The sequence below is a fragment of the Streptomyces sp. NPDC018263 genome (assembly GCF_055562575.1).
The window spans coordinates 83,858-100,748 of sequence record NZ_JBVHFA010000006.1 but is presented as its reverse complement, the minus strand read 5'-3'; the positions used below and the strand labels follow the sequence as shown (position 1 = coordinate 100,748).

Annotated in this window: 14 protein-coding genes; 11 read left to right on the top strand and 3 right to left on the bottom strand. The window is 74.0% G+C overall.

Features of this window, described 5'->3' with window-relative positions; all coding sequences use genetic code 11:
- The first annotated feature begins 17 nt into the window (after positions 1 to 17).
- Together ACZ3HQ_RS18575 and hemW are read left to right on the top strand one after the other, a co-directional pair.
- Positions 18 to 1,883 carry a SpoIIE family protein phosphatase gene (locus ACZ3HQ_RS18575; protein WP_467512810.1) on the top strand — a complete coding sequence of 622 codons (1,866 nt, stop codon included), beginning with the start codon at positions 18 to 20 and terminating at the stop codon, positions 1,881 to 1,883.
- A 71-nt stretch (positions 1,884 to 1,954) separates the two neighbouring features.
- On the top strand, positions 1,955 to 3,187 hold the full coding sequence (hemW, locus tag ACZ3HQ_RS18570; protein ID WP_467512190.1) for a radical SAM family heme chaperone HemW: 1,233 nt from the start codon (positions 1,955 to 1,957) through the stop codon (positions 3,185 to 3,187).
- A gap of 12 nt (positions 3,188 to 3,199) precedes the next feature.
- Here hemW and ACZ3HQ_RS18565 read toward each other — a convergent pair whose 3' ends face one another.
- Positions 3,200 to 4,006, bottom strand: a complete 807-nt coding sequence (locus ACZ3HQ_RS18565; RefSeq protein ID WP_467512189.1) for a DUF3097 domain-containing protein — start codon at positions 4,004 to 4,006, stop codon at positions 3,200 to 3,202.
- Between the two features lie 34 nt (positions 4,007 to 4,040).
- Positions 4,041 to 4,763 (bottom strand): MBL fold metallo-hydrolase, encoded by a 723-nt coding sequence (locus ACZ3HQ_RS18560; protein WP_467512187.1) that lies wholly within the window; start codon positions 4,761 to 4,763, stop codon positions 4,041 to 4,043.
- Between the two features lie 169 nt (positions 4,764 to 4,932).
- On the opposite strand from ACZ3HQ_RS18560, the gene hrcA reads away from it, so the two are divergent.
- From hrcA to ACZ3HQ_RS18515, 9 genes are all read left to right on the top strand, one after another.
- Positions 4,933 to 5,949, top strand: a complete 1,017-nt coding sequence (gene hrcA, locus ACZ3HQ_RS18555) for a heat-inducible transcriptional repressor HrcA (RefSeq protein ID WP_135785882.1) — start codon at positions 4,933 to 4,935, stop codon at positions 5,947 to 5,949.
- A complete protein-coding gene (dnaJ, locus tag ACZ3HQ_RS18550; RefSeq protein WP_030814887.1) occupies positions 5,950 to 7,089 on the top strand; it encodes a molecular chaperone DnaJ in 1,140 nt (379 codons plus the stop codon).
- 76 nt (positions 7,090 to 7,165) lie between these two features.
- Entirely contained in the window at positions 7,166 to 8,266 is a 1,101-nt protein-coding gene (locus tag ACZ3HQ_RS18545; RefSeq protein ID WP_467512185.1) for a nitronate monooxygenase, read from the top strand.
- A complete protein-coding gene (locus ACZ3HQ_RS18540) occupies positions 8,263 to 9,009 on the top strand; it encodes a 16S rRNA (uracil(1498)-N(3))-methyltransferase (RefSeq protein ID WP_467512183.1) in 747 nt (248 codons plus the stop codon). The genes ACZ3HQ_RS18545 and ACZ3HQ_RS18540 overlap by 4 nt, the downstream gene beginning before the upstream one ends.
- Before the next feature lie 78 nt (positions 9,010 to 9,087).
- A complete protein-coding gene (locus ACZ3HQ_RS18535) occupies positions 9,088 to 9,630 on the top strand; it encodes a hypothetical protein (RefSeq protein ID WP_467512181.1) in 543 nt (180 codons plus the stop codon).
- Between the two features lie 54 nt (positions 9,631 to 9,684).
- Positions 9,685 to 12,900, top strand: coding sequence for a S41 family peptidase (locus tag ACZ3HQ_RS18530; RefSeq protein ID WP_467512179.1), 3,216 nt, complete (start codon positions 9,685 to 9,687; stop codon positions 12,898 to 12,900).
- A 121-nt stretch (positions 12,901 to 13,021) separates the two neighbouring features.
- Positions 13,022 to 13,375, top strand: a complete 354-nt coding sequence (locus tag ACZ3HQ_RS18525; protein ID WP_467512177.1) for a histidine triad nucleotide-binding protein — start codon at positions 13,022 to 13,024, stop codon at positions 13,373 to 13,375.
- A gap of 6 nt (positions 13,376 to 13,381) precedes the next feature.
- Positions 13,382 to 14,287: a ribonuclease Z gene (locus ACZ3HQ_RS18520; RefSeq protein ID WP_467512175.1), complete on the top strand. Its 906-nt coding sequence runs from the start codon at positions 13,382 to 13,384 to the stop codon at positions 14,285 to 14,287.
- A gap of 29 nt (positions 14,288 to 14,316) precedes the next feature.
- Positions 14,317 to 15,321, top strand: a complete 1,005-nt coding sequence (locus ACZ3HQ_RS18515) for an adenosine deaminase (protein WP_467512173.1) — start codon at positions 14,317 to 14,319, stop codon at positions 15,319 to 15,321.
- Here the strand turns inward: ACZ3HQ_RS18515 and ACZ3HQ_RS18510 are convergent, their stop codons facing one another.
- Positions 15,322 to 16,632 carry an MFS transporter gene (locus ACZ3HQ_RS18510; protein ID WP_467512171.1) on the bottom strand — a complete coding sequence of 437 codons (1,311 nt, stop codon included), beginning with the start codon at positions 16,630 to 16,632 and terminating at the stop codon, positions 15,322 to 15,324.
- Between the last annotated feature and the right edge of the window lie 259 nt (positions 16,633 to 16,891).

Below are 16,891 nucleotides of genomic sequence, written 5' to 3'. Positions count from 1 at the left end.
ACCCTGGCCGCATGGACATGGCGGCCATACCCGTGCAGCGGGCGGGCGGCGCCGGAGCGGACGAGGCGCCGGCGCCCCCCGGCACGTGCCCGCTCGCCGAGGGCCGCGCCACCCTCCCCGGCGGCCCCGCCGCCCCCGGCTCCGCCCGCGCCCTGGTCCGCGCCGCTTTCGCCGACTGGGCCGGCCTCGGCCTCACCGGCCCCGGCGGCGCCGCCCGGCTCGGCGAGGACGCCACCGCCGTCGTCAGCGAACTCGTCACCAACGCCGTCGTCCACGCCGGCACCGAGGTCGAGGTCGACTGGCGGCTGGAGGAGAGCGGCGCCTTCGTCGTGGAGGTCCACGACCAGCACCCCGCCCGCGCCCCGCGCGACCCCGCCGACGACGCCCCGTACGAGACCCCCGAGCACGGGCGCGGGCTGCGCCTGGTCGCCACCCTCGCCGAGTCCTGGGGCGTCACCTACCGCACCGGCCGCAAGACCGTCTGGGCCCGGCTGCCGCCCGGCGGCACCGAGGAGCCGGACGGCCCGGCGCCCGCCCCCGCCCTGGTCGCCGCCGAGGCCCTCGCCCCGCAGCCGCAGCGCGCCGCGGGCGACCGGGACTGGCTCGGCCGGGGCGCGCTCTCCTTCCTCGCCGAAGCCTCCGACCTGCTCGCCGGACAGCTCGACGAGAACCTGGTCGCCGCCCTCACCGGCCAGTTGATCGTGCCCCGGCTCGCGGACTGGTGCGCGATCTGGCTGGAGGACGAGGCGACCGTACGCGGCGGCGGCGACGGCCCCGCCCGCGTCTGGCACACCAGCGAGGCCCGCATCGAGGACCTCCAGCGCGTTCTGGAGAAGGAACCCCCGCGCTCCCGCCACACCGTGCGCTCCGGCCCCGAGCCCTACCCCTGGCCCGGCACCGCGCTCGGCCCCGAGGGCAGCCACGGCGCCGCCCTCGCCTACCGGCTGATCGCCGGCGGCCGCCCGCTCGGCACCCTCCTCATCGGCCGCTGCGGACTGCTCGGCTTCCCCGAAGAGGTCACCGGCCTGATCGAGGACCTCGGCCGCCGGGTCGCCCTCGCCATCGGCGCCGCCCGCCAGTACGCCCGCCAGGCCACCATCAGCGCCGTCCTCCAGCGCGGCCTGCTGCCCGGCGCGGTCGCCGAGATCCCCGGCATGACCAGCGCCCTGGTCTACGAACCCCGCGACCAGGGCGGCCCCAGCGGCGACTTCTACGACCTCTTCCCGGCCGGACACGGCCGCTGGTGCTTCGCCGTCGGCGACGTCCAGGGCAAGGGCCCCGAGGCCGCCGTCGTCATCGGCCTCGCCCGCCCCTGGCTCCGGCTGCTCGCCCGCGAGGGATACGGCGTCGCGGACGTCCTCGACCGCCTCAACCAGCTCCTCCTGGACGACGCCACCGAGGCCGCCGACGCCGCCGCCCGCGCCCTCATCGCCGCCGGAGGCGGACCCTTCGCCCCCGGCGACGGCCCGCAGACCCGGTTCCTGTCCCTGCTCTACGGCGAGCTGACCCCGGTCGACGGCGGCGTGCGCTGCACCCTCGCCTCCGCCGGGCACCCGCTGCCCCTGGTGCTGCGCCCCGACGGCCGGGTCAGCACCGCCGCCCGGCCGCAGACCCTGCTCGGTGTCGTCGAGGACGAGACCTACACCAGCGAGACCATCGAGCTGCGTCCCGGCGACAGCCTGCTGTGCGTCACCGACGGGGTCACCGAGCGCCGCTCCGGCACCGACCAGTTCGACGACGGCGACGGCCTCGCCCGCGCCCTCTCCGGCTGCACCGGCCTGAGCGCCGAGCACATCGCGGACCGCATCCGCGCCCTCGTGCACGGCTTCGGCGAGGACGCACCCGAGGACGATCTCGCCCTGCTGGTGCTCCAAGCACAGTGAAGGCGCCCAGTGAAGGCGCCCGGTGAAGGCGCCGTGAACCGGGTCCCGCGCGGTGCGGGACAATGGAGGACATGCCTTCCGCACTCCCCGACGGCGAGTCCGTCCCCGACGACGGCGCGCTGCCCGCCGCCGCGCTCGCCGGTGCCGCCGAGCGGCCCCTCGGGTTCTATCTCCACGTCCCGTACTGCGCGACCCGCTGCGGCTACTGCGACTTCAACACCTACACCGCCCCCGAGCTGCGCGGCACGGGCGGCGTCCTCGCCTCGCGGGACAACTACGCGGACATGGTCGTGGAGGAGATCCGGCTCGCCCGCAAGGTGCTCGGCGACGACCCCCGCGAGGTCCGTACGGTCTTCGTCGGCGGCGGTACGCCCACCCTGCTGGCCGCCGGTGACCTCGTGCGGATGCTGGGCGCGATCCGGGACGAGTTCGGCCTCGCACCCGACGCCGAGATCACCACCGAGGCCAACCCGGACTCCGTCGACCCGGCCTACCTGGCCACCCTGCGCGAGGGCGGCTTCAACCGGCTCTCCTTCGGCATGCAGAGCGCCAAGCCGCACGTCCTGCGGATCCTCGACCGCACCCACACCCCCGGCCGCCCCGAGGCATGCGTGGCCGAGGCCCGCGCGGCCGGGTTCGAGCACGTCAACCTCGACCTGATCTACGGCACCCCCGGCGAGTCCGACGACGACTGGCGCGCCTCCCTCGAAGCGGCGCTCGGCGCGGGCCCCGACCACATCAGCGCCTACGCCCTGATCGTCGAGGAGGGCACCCAGCTCGCCCGGCGCATCCGGCGCGGCGAGGTCCCGATGACCGACGACGACGTGCACGCCGACCGGTACCTCATCGCCGAGGAACTGCTCACCGCGGCGGGCATGCACTGGTACGAGGTCTCCAACTGGGCCACCACCGAGGCGGCCCGCTGCGTGCACAACGAGCTGTACTGGCGTGGCGCCGACTGGTGGGGCGCCGGCCCCGGCGCCCACAGCCACGTCGGCGGCGTGCGCTGGTGGAACGTCAAGCACCCCGGCGCCTACGCCGCCGCCCTCGCCGCGGGCCGCACTCCCGGCGCCGGCCGCGAACTCCTCTCCGACGAGGACCGCCGCGTCGAACGCGTCCTCCTGGAACTCCGCCTGCGCGACGGCGTCCCGCTGTCCCTCCTGAAGCCGGCCGGCCTGGCCGCCGCCACCCGCGCCCTCACCGACGGCCTCCTCCGCCCCGACCGCCACGCCGAGGGCCACGCGGCCCTCACCCTGCGGGGACGGCTGCTGGCGGACGCGGTCGTGCGGGACCTGGTGGACTGAGGGGCCGGCCCGCTACGCCTCGGCCGTGACGAAGTCGATCAGTTCCTCCACCCGGCCCAGCAGCTCCGGCTCCAGGTCCCGGTAGGACGTCACCTTCGCCAGGATCGCCTGCCACACCGCACCGGTGTTCTCCGGCCAGCCGAGGGCCTTGCAGACGCCCTTCTTCCAGTCCTGGCCGTGGGGGACGCGGGGCCAGGCGGGGATGCCGACGGCGGCGGGCTTCACCGCCTCCCAGATGTCGATGTAGGGGTGGCCGACCACCAGGGCGTGGTCGCTGGTGACCGACTCGGCGATGCGCCACTCCTTGGTGCCGGGCCGGAGGTGGTCCACCAGGACGCCCAGGCGGGCGTCCGCGTCCGGGGCGAATTCGGCCACGATGGCGGGCAGGTCGTCCACGCCTCCCAGGTACTCCACGACCACGCCCTCGATGCGCAGGTCGTCGCCCCAGACCTTCTCGACCAGCTCGGCGTCGTGCCTGCCCTCGACGTAGATCCGGCCGGGACGGGCCACGCGGGCGCGGGCGCCGGGGACGGCCACCGAGCCGGAGGCGGTGCGGGCGGGCTTCACCGGGGCGGCGGCGGACGGGCGGACCAGGGTGACCGGGCGGCCCTCCAGCAGAAAGCCGCGCGGCTCCAGCGGGAACACCCGGTGCTTGCCGAAGCGGTCCTCCAGCGTCACCGTGCCCGCCTCGCAGCGGATCACCGCCCCGCAGAACCCGGTACTGGGCTCCTCCACCACCAGTCCCGCCTCCGCCGCCACCTCGGGCACGGGCTGCGGCTTCTTCCAGGGGGCGGTCAGGTCGGGGGAGTAGTCGCGCATTCCGCAGACGATAGGAGAAGTCGCGGCGCGGCACTCAGGACACGCCGAAACGTGCTGCCAGGGCGTCGCGTTGGCGCCGTACGAAGGCCGCGTCGACCACCGCTCCGTGACCGGGCACGTACAGCGCGTCCTCGCCGCCGAGGGCCAGCAGCCGGTCCAGCGCGTCCGGCCAGCGCGACGGCACCGCGTCCGGGCCCGCCTGCGGCTCACCGGACTCCTCGACCAGGTCGCCGCAGAAGACGACCTCGGGGGAGCCGGGCACCAGCACCGCGAGATCGTGGGCGGTGTGTCCGGGCCCGACGTTGGCCAGCAGCGCCTGGCGGCCGCCGCCGAGGTCGAGCGTCCACTCGCCGGACACCAGGTGCGCGGGCGGCGCCAGGGCGCGTACGGCGGCCTCCGCCTCCCCGGCCGGGACCCCGTACTCGACGGCGTCGCGGCGCAGGGCCTCCCGCTCGTGGCGGAAGACCACGTCGAGACCGACCGCGCCGTAGACCTCCGCCCCGGCGAAGGCGGGGGCGCCCAGGACATGATCGAAGTGCGGGTGGGTCAGCGCGAGATGGGTCACATCGCGTCCGGCCAGCGTCCGCGCCGCGGACCGCAGCGCGGCCCCCTCCGCGAGGCTCGACCCCGCGTCCACCACCAGTGCCGTGCCCGCGCCCACGACCAGCCCCACCGTGCAGTCCCAGCCCGGCAGCCGGCACCGGCCCACCCCCTCGGCCAAGCGCTCCCACCCGAGGTCTTCCCAAGTCACGGTCATGCCCGCACGCTAGCCGGGAAGGAGCCGGGGACAAGCCGGGCGGACCGCACCGACCTTGCCCGGTGAGTACCCCACGGCCGTACACTGGCCGGGGAAGTCTGGCACTCGCACGCGCAGAGTGCCAGGCGGGAGACCGTAAGGGCCGTGGGGCGACGTGACGGAGGTGCGCATGCTGAGCGAACGCAGGCTGCAGGTACTGCGCGCCATCGTGCAGGACTACGTCGGCACCGAGGAGCCCGTCGGCTCCAAGGCCCTCACCGAGCGGCACAGCCTCGGCGTCTCCCCGGCCACCGTGCGCAACGACATGGCCGCGCTGGAGGAGGAGGGGTTCATCGCCCAGCCGCACACCAGCGCCGGGCGCATCCCCACCGACAAGGGCTACCGGCTCTTCGTCGACAAACTCGCCGGTGTGAAGCCGATGACGGCGCCCGAGCGGCGCGCGATCCAGAACTTCCTGGAGGGCGCGGTCGACCTGGACGACGTCGTGGCCCGCACCGTCCGGCTGCTCGCGCAGCTCACCCGGCAGGTCGCCGTCGTGCAGTACCCCTCGCTGACCCGGTCCACCGTGCGGCATGTGGAACTGCTCTCACTCGCGCCCGCCCGCGTGATGCTCGTGCTGATCACCGACACCGGCCGGGTCGAGCAGCGGATGGTCGACTGCCCCGCCCCGTTCGGCGAGGCACCGCTCGCGGACCTGCGCGCGCGGCTCAACAGCAAGGTGGCCGGGCGCCGGTTCAGCGACGTACCGCGACTGGTCGAGGACCTCCCCGATGCCTTCGAGGCGGAGGATCGCGGTACGGTCTCCACAGTGCTCTCCACTCTGCTGGAGACACTGGTCGAGGAGAACGAGGAACGGCTGATGATCGGCGGCACCGCCAATCTCACCCGTTTCGGACATGACTTCCCCCTGGTGATCCGGCCCGTGCTGGAAGCCCTGGAGGAACAGGTCGTGCTCCTCAAACTCCTCGGCGAAGCCAAAGATCCGGGCGTGACCGTGCGTATCGGGCACGAGAACGCCCACGAAGGACTCAACTCCACGTCCGTCGTGTCGGTCGGCTACGGTTCGGGCGGCGAGGCGGTTGCCAAGCTCGGCGTGGTCGGACCGACCCGCATGGACTATCCGGGAACGATGGGAGCGGTACGCGCAGTGGCACGGTACGTCGGACAGATCCTGGCGGAGTCGTAAGTGGCCACGGATTACTACGCCGTTCTCGGCGTGCGCCGCGACGCGTCGCAGGATGAGATCAAGAAGGCGTTCCGCAGGCTCGCGCGCGAGCTGCATCCGGACGTCAATCCCGATCCGAAGACCCAGGAGCGGTTCAAGGAGATCAACGCCGCCTACGAGGTGCTCTCGGACCCGCAGAAGAAGCAGGTCTACGACCTCGGCGGCGACCCCCTCTCGCAGGCCGGCGGCGCCGGTGGCGCGGGCGGCTTCGGGGCCGGCGGCTTCGGCAACTTCTCCGACATCATGGACGCGTTCTTCGGTACGGCGTCCCAGCGCGGCCCGCGCTCGCGCACCCGGCGCGGCCAGGACGCCATGATCCGGATCGAGGTCGAGCTGGACGAGGCGGCCTTCGGTACGACCAAGGACATCCAGGTCGACACCGCGGTCGTGTGCAACACGTGCAGCGGCGAGGGCGCCGCCCCCGGCACCTCCGCGCAGACCTGTGACATGTGCCGCGGCCGCGGCGAGGTCTCCCAGGTCACCCGGTCCTTCCTGGGCCAGGTCATGACCTCCCGCCCCTGCCCGCAGTGCCAGGGCTTCGGCACCGTGGTCCCGACCCCGTGCCCCGAGTGCGCGGGTGACGGCCGGGTCCGCTCCCGGCGCACGCTGACCGTGAAGATCCCCGCCGGTGTCGACAACGGCACCCGCATCCAGCTCGCGGGCGAGGGCGAGGTCGGCCCCGGCGGCGGCCCCGCCGGTGACCTGTACGTCGAGATCCACGAGCTGCCGCACTCCACCTTCCAGCGGCGCGGCGACGACCTGCACTGCACGGTCACCATCCCGATGACGGCCGCGGCCCTCGGCACCAAGGTGCCGCTGGAGACGCTGGACGGCATGGAGGAGGTCGACATCCGGCCCGGCACCCAGTCCGGCCAGTCGATCCCGCTGCACAACCGGGGCGTCACGCATCTGCGCGGCGGCGGCCGGGGCGACCTGATCGTGCACGTCGAGGTCACCACCCCGACCAAGCTCGACGCCGAGCAGGAGCGGGTGCTGCGGGAGCTGTCCAAGCTGCGCGGCGAGGAGCGGCCCACCGGGCAGTTCCAGCCCGGCCAGCAGGGGCTGTTCTCCCGGCTGAAGGACGCGTTCAACGGACGCTGACGGCGGGGGGCGCCGCGTGCGCCCCCACGCCCGGGCCGGATTCGGACTTGTCCGGCCGACATGAAACCATGCGGGCATGTCCTCCGCACTGGCCGATCTCGTCGTGCATCCGATCGTGCAGGCCCCCATGGCGGGCGGTGTCGCCGTGCCGGAACTGGCCGCCGCCGTCTCCGAGGCCGGAGGGCTCGGTTTCCTCGCCGCCGGCTACAAGACCGCCGACGGCATGTACCGCGAGATCAAACGGCTGCGCGGGCTGACCAGCCGCCCCTTCGGCGTCAACCTCTTCCTGCCCCAGCCCGCCCACGCCGAGTCCGGCGCCGTCGAGCTGTACGCGCAGCAACTGGCCGGTGAGGCCGCCTGGTACGAGACCGAGACCGGCGACCCCGACGGCGGCCGCGACGACGGCTACGACGCCAAGCTCGCCGTCCTGCTGGACGATCCCGTCGCCGCCGTCTCCTTCCACTTCGGCGTGCCCGACCCGGAGGTGCTGGCGGCGCTGCGCCGGGCCGGGACCGTCACCCTGGTCACCGCCACCACCGTCGAGGAGGCCCGCGCGGTCGAGCGGGCCGGGGCGGACGCGGTGATCGCGCAGGGCGTCGAGGCGGGCGGCCACCAGGGCACCCACCGCGACCTCGCGGAGAACGACGGCACCGGCCTCGGCCTGCTGTCCCTGGTCACCCAGGTCGCGCAGGCCGTCGAGATCCCGGTCGTCGCCGCCGGAGGCATCATGCGCGGCGCCCAGATCGCCGCCGTCCTCGCCGCCGGGGCCACCGCGGCCCAGCTCGGCACCGCCTTCCTGGCCACCCCCGAGTCCGGCGCCCCCGAGGTCCACAAGCGGGCGCTGACCGACCCGGTGTTCCCGCGCACCGAGCTGACCCGCGCCTTCTCCGGACGCCCGGCGCGCGCCCTGACCAACCGCTTCCTGCGCGAGCACGGGCCGTACGCGCCCGCCGCCTACCCCGACGTGCACCACCTGACCGCACCGCTGCGCAAGGCCGCCACCGCCGCCGGGGACGCCCAGGGCATGTCGCTCTGGGCGGGCCAGGGCCACCGGCTGGCCAGGCCGCTGCCCGCGGCCGAACTCGTCCGCACCCTCGCCGCCGAACTCAACCTCGTACGGGGCGAGTCGGGGCGCCAGTACCGACCCGTCCGAGCCCAGGGAGGGGACGCGCGATGACCGCGCCCGTCTTCGTCGTCGACCATTTCCGCACGGACGGCACCCGGTACGTGCTCGACGGACCCGAGGGCCGGCACGCCGTCTCGGTGAAGCGGCTGGAGCCCGGCGAGGAGGTCGTCCTCACCGACGGCGCCGGACGCTACGCGGTCTGCCGGGTCACCGGCACCGAGGGCAAGGACCGGCTGATCGTCGATCTGCCCGAGGTGCGCGAGGAGTCCGAGCCCCGGCCGCGTATCACCGTGGTGCAGGCGCTGCCCAAGGGCGACCGGGGCGAACTCGCCGTGGAGACCATGACGGAGACCGGGGTCGACCGGATCGTGCCCTGGCAGGCGTCGCGCTGCATCACCCAGTGGAAGGGCGAGCGGGGGCTGAAGGCGCTGGGCAAGTGGCGCTCCACCGCCCGCGAGGCGGGCAAGCAGTCGCGCCGGGTGCGCTTCCCCGAGGTCGCGGACGCCGCCTCCACCAAGCAGGTCGCCGCGCTGCTCGCGCAGGCCGACTTCGCCGCCGTGCTGCACTCCGACTTCGCGCACGAGTCGGTTCCGCTGGCCACCGCCGAGCTGCCCGCCGAGGGTGAGATCGTGCTGGTCGTCGGACCCGAAGGGGGCGTCTCCCGCGACGAGTTGGCGCTCTTCGAGGAGGCCGGCGCCCGTGCCTGCGTCCTCGGCCCGTCCGTCCTGCGCACCTCCACGGCCGGCACCGCCGCGACCGCCCTCCTGCTCGGCCGCACCGGACGCTGGTCCTGAAAACCCCGCGCCGCACGTTCGGGTGACTGGCCGTATGCGGCCTTCCGTCGTGGGGGTGTCGGTGGGACGCTGGGGTGTATGGGGGCTTCGAGGTGGAATCGGCCGCGGGCCGGACGGATGCTGGCCGCCGGGGGACTCGCGGTGCTCGCCGTCGGTGCGGTGACGGCATGTGATCCGGGGGAGCTGGGGGCGGCCTCGGTCGCCTACACCACCGACTCGACGGCCACCGACGCGCTGAACAAGCGTGGTGTGGACGTGAGTTGGCTGACCTGTACCGGGCGGCAGGACGGCGGGTCCTCGGCCAGTGGGTCGCCGAGCGAGTCGACCGTGGTCACCGTCGACTGCCAGGGCAAGACCAGGGACGGGCGGGACATCACCGTCACCGGCAAGGTGACCCGCGCGGTGAACGGGGCCTGTGTGCGCGGGAATCTCGTCGCCAAGGTCGGCGGGCGCCAGGTCTTCCAGGTGAGCGGGCTCGGCGACTGCGACGCGACCCCGGCCTACACCCCGCCCGCCACCTACCGGCCGCCCGGGCAGTCCCGGCCCACGGTGACCGTCACTGTCACCCGCACCCTGTGGTGCGAGAACGATCCCTCGTGCCGGCCGGTCCAGGGCAAGTAGGAGGAGTGATCAATTCCGGTGCCGGGTGCGGACGTTCGCGCGTAGGGTGATCGCGTGAATCACGGTGCTGCCACGGAAAACGCCGCCTCGTACCTCCGATTTCCGCATGTGCGGGGGGACTTGGTCACCTTCACCGCCGAGGACGACGTCTGGGTGGCCCCGCTGGACGGCGGCCGTGCCTGGCGGGTCAGCGCCGACGGCGTCCCCGTCAACCACCCCCGTATCTCGCCCGACGGCACCACCCTCGCCTGGACCTCACGGCGCGACGGCGCCCCCGAGGTGTACACCGCACCCGTGGACGGCGGACCCTCCCGGCGCCTGACCCACTGGGGCAACGCCCGCACCCAGGTCCGCGACTGGACCCCGGACGGCGAGGTGCTGGCGATCAGCGCGGCCGGACGGCACAGCACCCGCCACAGTTGGGCCCGTACCGTCCCGCTCGACGGCGGCCCGGCCGCCACCCTCCCGTACGGGCCCGTCGGCGCCGTCGCCCACGGTCCGCACACCGTGCTGCTGTCCGCCCAGATGAACCGGGACGCCTCCGCGTGGAAGCGCTACCGGGGCGGCACCGCCGGCAAGCTGTGGATCGACCGGGACGGCGACGGCGAGTTCGTCCGGCTGCACGAGGAGCTGGACGGCAACCTCGAGTACCCCTCCTGGGTCGGCGACCGCCTCGCGTTCCTCTCCGACCACGAGGGCACCGGCGCCCTGTACTCCTCCCTCGCCGACGGCTCCGACCTGCGCCGTCACACCCCGCTCGGCGGCTTCTACGCCCGGCACGCCGCGAGCGACGGCACCCGTGTGGTCTATGTCAGCGCCGGACAGCTCTGGGTGCTGGACGACCTCGACGGCGCCGAGCCGCGCCGCCCCGGCATCCGGCTCGGCGGCCCCCGTACCGACCTCCAGCCCTTCGTGCTGGACGCCGCCCGCTGGCTGGACTCCGCCACCCCCGACCACACCGGGCGCGGCAGCGCGGTCGCCGTGCGCGGCACCGTCCACTGGGTCACCCACCGCGCCGGACCGGCCCGTGCGCTGGCCGCCGAGCCCGGCGTACGGGCGCGGCTGCCGCGCACCTTCCGGGCGGGCGGCGAGGAGTGGGTGGTGTGGGTGACCGACGCCGAGGGCGACGACGCGCTGGAGTTCGCCCCCGCCACCGGCCTCGCCCCGGGCACCGCCCCACGCCGCCTGGGCGCCGGACAGCTCGGCCGCGTGCTCGAACTGGCCATGTCCCCGGACGGCACCCGCGCCGCCGTCGCCTCCCACGACGGCCGGCTGCTGCTGGTCGAGCGGGAGACCGGCGAGATCCGCGAGGTCGACCGCAGCGAGGACGGCGACCCGCACGGCCTGGCCTTCTCACCCGACTCCGGCTGGCTCGCCTGGGCCCACCCCGGCCCGCGCCCGCTCTCCCAGATCCGGCTCGCCGCCACCACCGACCTCACCGTCACCGAGGCCACCCCGCTGCGCTTCGCCGACTACGAGCCCGTCTTCACCCTCGACGGCCGCTACCTCGCCTTCCTCTCCAACCGCGCCTTCGACCCGGTCTTCGACACCCACGTCTTCGACCTGGCCTTCGTGGCGGGCGCCCGCCCGCACCTCATCACCCTGGCCGCCACCACGCCCTCGCCCTTCGGCCCGCAGCGCCACGGCCGCCCCTTCGGCACCCCCGACCGGGACGAGACCCCCGGCGCCGAGGGCACCCCCGTCACCCGCGTCGACCTCGACGGGCTCGCCGACCGCATCGTGCCCTTCCCCGTCGAGGCCGCCCGGTACGGCAACCTGCGCGCCGCCAAGGACGGCCTGCTCTGGCTGCGCCACCCGGTGCGCGGCGTCCTCGGCGCCTCCCGCGCCACCCCGGACGCCCCCGACCCCAAGACGGAGCTGGAGCGCTACGACCTCGGCCAGCACCGGCTGGAGCACCTGGCCGCCGACGCCGACGAGTTCGAGGTCAGCGGCGACGGCCGCCGCGTCCTGCTGTGGTCAGACGGCAGGCTCCGCGTCGTCCCCGCCGACCGCCGCGCCTCCGACGACGAGGACGGCGACGCCCGCGTCACCGTCGACCTCGGCCGCATCCGGCACACCGTCGACCCCGTCGCCGAGTGGCGGCAGATGTACGACGAGACCGGCCGGCTCATGCGGGACAACTTCTGGCGCCCCGACATGGGCGGCGTCGACTGGGACGGCGTCCTGGAGCGCTACCGTCCCGTCCTCGAACGCGTCGCCACCCATGACGACCTCGTGGACCTCCTCTGGGAGGTGCACGGCGAACTCGGCGCCTCCCACGCCTATGTCATGCCGCACGGAAGCTGGGGCGAGGGCGCCCGCCAGGGGCTGCTCGGCGCCGACATCTCCCGTCATGAGGACGGCAGTTGGCGCGTCGACCGGGTGCTGCCCTCGGAGACCTCCGACCCCGAGGCCCGCTCCCCCCTCGCCGCGCCCGGAGTCGCCGTACGCCCCGGCGACACCCTCCTCGCCATCGGCGGCCACCCCGTCGACCCGGTGACCGGCCCCGGCCCGCTGCTGCTGGGCACCGCGGGGAAGCCCGTGGAGCTGACCGTCGCCCCGGCCGGCGGCGGCGAGCCCCGGCACGCGGTCGTCGTCCCGCTCGCCGACGAGGAGCCGCTGCGCTACCACGCCTGGGTCGCCGGCCGCCGCGCCCACGTCCACGAACGCTCCGGCGGCCGCCTCGGCTACCTCCACGTCCCCGACATGCAGGCCCCCGGCTGGGCCCAGATCCACCGCGACCTGCGCGTCGAGGTCACCCGCGAGGGTCTGGTCGTCGACGTCCGCGAGAACCGGGGCGGCAACACCTCCCAGCTCATCGTGGAGAAGCTCGCCCGCCGCATCGTCGGCTGGGACCTCCCCCGGGGCATGCGCCCCGAGAGCTACCCCCAGGACGCCCCCCGAGGCCCCGTAGTGGCCGTGGCCGACGAGTTCTCCGGCTCCGACGGCGACATCGTCAACGCCGCGATCCGCGCCCTCGGCATCGGCCCGGTGGTAGGCACCCGCACCTGGGGCGGAGTCATCGGCATCGACAGCCGCTACACCCTGGTCGACGGCACGGTCATCACCCAGCCCAAGTACGCCTTCTGGCTGGAGGGCGCAGGCTGGGACGTGGAGAACCACGGGGTGGACCCCGACGTGGAGATCCCGATGCGCCCCCAGGACTGGGCACGGGACGAGGACCCCCAGTTGAACAAGGCAATAGACCTGGCGCTGGAAGCACTGGAGAGGCAGCCCGCAAAAACACCGCCCACTTTGCCAACCTCTTAGGGGCGCGGGGCTGTGTCGATCAGCGGCTCCGCCGCGGGGCGCGAGCAACCACAACGCACCCCGCACCCGAACGACTAGGATGCCGGAGGCAAAGATCATCGGCGAAAGCGAGCGCAGCTAAATGGCCGGCGAACCCCAAGAAGACTGCCTCTTCTGCAACATCATCGCGGGCAAAGTCCCCGCAGACGTGGTCAGGGAGACCGACACCACCCTCGCCTTCCGGGACATCAACCCCCAGGCCCCCACCCACATCCTGGTGATCCCCAAGGCCCACTACAAGAACGCCGCAGAACTCGCCGCAGAAGCCCCGCAGCTCGCAGCAGACGTACTGGCAGAGACCCGCGGAGTCGCCGAAGGCGAGTCGCTGGAGAGCTACCGCACCGTCTTCAACACCGGCAGCGGCGCCGGCCAGACCGTCTGGCACGCCCACGCGCACGTCCTCGGCGGCCGCGGCCTGAACTGGCCCCCCGGATAACCCCTGATGTCCGTACGCGAGTTGGTCGTCCTCGGCACCGCCAGCCAGGTCCCGACCCGGCACCGCAACCACAACGGCTATCTGCTGCGCTGGGACGGCGAGGGCATCCTCTTCGACCCCGGCGAGGGAACCCAGCGGCAGATGCTGCGCGCCGGGGTCGCCGCACACGACCTGAACCGGATCTGCGTCACCCACTTCCACGGTGACCACAGCCTGGGCCTGGCCGGGGTGATCCAGCGGATCAACCTCGACCGGGTGCCGCACGAGATCACCGCGCACTACCCGCGCTCCGGGCAGCGCTTCTTCGACCGGCTCCGGTACGCCACCGCCTACCGGGAGACGGTCGACCTGGTCGAGGCCCCCGTCGACACCGACGGCCCCCAGGCCATCACCCCCTCCTACACGCTGGAGGCGTACGGCCTCTCCCACCCGGTGGAGTCCTACGGCTACCGGCTTGTCGAGCCCGACCGGCTCCGGATGCTGCCAGACCGCCTCGCCGCGCACGGCATCGCGGGCCCCGACGTGGGCCGTATCCAGCGGGAGGGCTCGCTCGGCGGGGTCGCGCTGGAGGAGGTCAGCGAGACGCGGCGCGGGCAGCGGTTCGCGTTCGTGATGGACACCCGGCTCTGCCCCGGCGTGCACGCCCTCGCCGACGGCTGCGACCTGCTCGTCATCGAGTCCACCTTCCTGGACGAGGACGTGACGCTGGCCGAGGAACACGGCCACCTGACGGCCGGGCAGGCGGCGACCGTGGCCCGCGACGCCGGGGTGCGGCACCTCGTCCTCACCCACTTCAGCCAGCGCTACTCCGACCCCGCCGAGTTCGAGCGGCAGGCCCGGGCCGCCGGGTTCACCGGCGAGCTGACCGTGGCCCGCGACCTGGACCGGGTACCGCTCCCCAAGCGCGGCTGAGCGTCGGGGCGCGGGCGTACGATATTTCGATGCCCCTCCCCAAAGCTGAACTGCACCTGCACATCGAAGGCACGCTGGAGCCGGAACTTGCGTTCCGTCTGGCCGAGCGCAACGGCGTCGAGCTTCCCTATGCCGACACCGAAGCGCTGCGCCACGCGTACCGGTTCGAGGACCTCCAGTCCTTCCTGAACCTGTACTACGAGCTGATGGCCGTCCTGCGCACCGAGCGGGACTTCGAGGAGCTGGCCGACGCCTACCTGGCCCGCGCCGCCGCGCAGGGTGTGCGGCACGCGGAGATCTTCTTCGACCCGCAGGCCCACCTCGCGCGCGGGGTGGAGATGGGGACCGTGGTCGAGGGGCTGTGGCGGGCGCTGGGCCGCAGCGAGGAGACCCACGGCGTCTCCACGAAGCTGATCATGTGCTTCCTGCGCGACGAGTCCGCCGAGTCGGCGCTCGCCACGCTGGACGCCGCCAAGCCGTACCTGGACCGGATCACCGGGGTCGGCCTGGACTCCGCCGAGGTGGGCCACCCGCCGGTGAAGTTCCGCGAGGTCTACGCCGCCGCCGCCGCGCTCGGCCTGCGGCGCGTGGCGCACGCCGGTGAGGAGGGGCCGCCGGAGTACGTCGTCCAGGCCCTCGACCTGCTCGGGGTGGAGCGGATCGACCACGGGCTGCGCTCCGTGGAGGACCCGGCGCTGGTCGAGCGGCTGGTCCGGGACCGCATCCCGCTGACCCTGTGCCCGCTGTCCAACGTCCGCCTGCGCACCATCGACACGCTGGCCGACCACCCGCTCCCGGCGATGCTGGAGGCGGGGCTGATGTGCACGGTGAACTCCGACGACCCCGCCTACTTCGGCGGCTACGCGGGCGACAACTTCACCGCCGTCCAGCAGACCCTCGGCCTGAGCGAGGACCGGCTGCGCGAGCTGGCCCGCAACTCCTTCCTCGCCTCCTTCCTGGAGGACGACGAGCCCCGCCGGGCGCGGTACCTGGCGGAGGTCGAGGCGTACGAATTCCCGGACGCGCGGGCGTAGTCACGCGGGGACGGTCGCGTCGGAGGTGTCGGTGAAGGGGATCTGCACGACGGGGATGCCCTTGGCGGACAGATCCCGGACGGTGGCCCCGCCGACCGTGACCGGCGTGTCCCTGACGGCGACGTCGGTGACGGCCAGGTTCGGCACGGGCGCCGGGCGCAGGGAGATCTCCACCACCCGCAGGCGGCGGGGTGCCGTGCGCAGCGCGACCGCGGCCATCGGCACCGCCGCCAGCAGCAGTATCGCCGCCAGGATCTCGCCCATCACCGGGAAGCCCGCGTGGGCGGACAGCAGGCTGCCGGTCAGCGGTCCGGCCGCCGTGCCCAGCGACGCGGCGGAGCCGACCAGGACCGCCCAGCGGCCGCGGGTGTCGAGCGCGGCGGCCAGGCTGATCACGTAGGACAGCACCACCGGGTAGCAGAGGTTCCACGCGATCTCGCCCAGCGCGAAGGACGGCAGGTCGGTGGCCGAGGCGCTGAGCGCGACGCAGCCCGCGATCAGCGCCGTGCCCAGACCGATCGGCAGCGCGCGGCCCAGCCGGGGGCCCAGCGCGCCCGCGCCGACCACGCCGAGCAGCCCGGCGCCGAGCGCTATGGCGAACACCGCGCCGACCGTGATCTCGGTGAGGTGCGCCTGCCCGAGGCCGATGCGCCCGCTGACGCCCCACAGCGCGTTCTGCGCCAGCGACCAGCACGGCATCGTCGCGGCCAGCAGCATTCCGGCCCGGCGGTGGGGGAGCGGCCGGCGTATGCCGTCGAAACCGGCCGCCGGGGCGGTACGGGCGGGCAGCCGGCCGGTGAACGGCCACACCGCGAGCGCGGTCAGCGCGACCGCGCCGAGCGGCAGCCCGTGCCCCGGACCGAGGCGCGGGATCGTCAGATAGAGGGCGCCCGCCAGGGCCGAGACCACCAGCAGCCCGGACGTGGTGGCCCGGTGCGGATCGCGTCCGGCGGCGATGCCGCTCGCGGCGACCGCCGTCATCGTGCCCGAGCCGAACCCGCCGACGACCGCGCCCACCACCACGGCGGGGACGGAGTCGGTGAGGGCGGCCGAGCCGTAGCCGAGGGCGGCCAGGACGAGCCCCAGCCGGGCCAGCGCGCGGGCGCCGAACCGGTCCACGCGGGCGGCCAGCGTGAACCCGGCCGAGGCCGAACTCAGCAGCAGGGCACTGCCGATGGCACCGGCCTGCGTGGCGGACAGCGGCAGCGCGCTGTCGAGACGGCCGACCGTGGTCGGCAGCAGATACGAGGCGAGGTACCCGGCCGTGAAAAGGGCGACGAGGGGCCAGGGCATGGAGCGGGGGGCGAACACGGGCGTTCCCAGGGCAGGCGTGAGCGACAGCTCGACGAGGAGTGAAAGAGGGGGGAAGGCGACGGCCGTCTGTTCGACGGGAGCGCGCGAGCAAGTTGTATCAAGCACGCGGTTTCGAGAAGAAGCCGGGCCGATGTGATTCAGATCACTATCACGTTTGGGCCGTGTCCCGGCGGGTAAGCACGTTTGATTTCGCGCTCGAACGCTCGGACGGTGATCGCACAGAACTCCGGGATGGGTTATGGTTGTTCACGTCGCG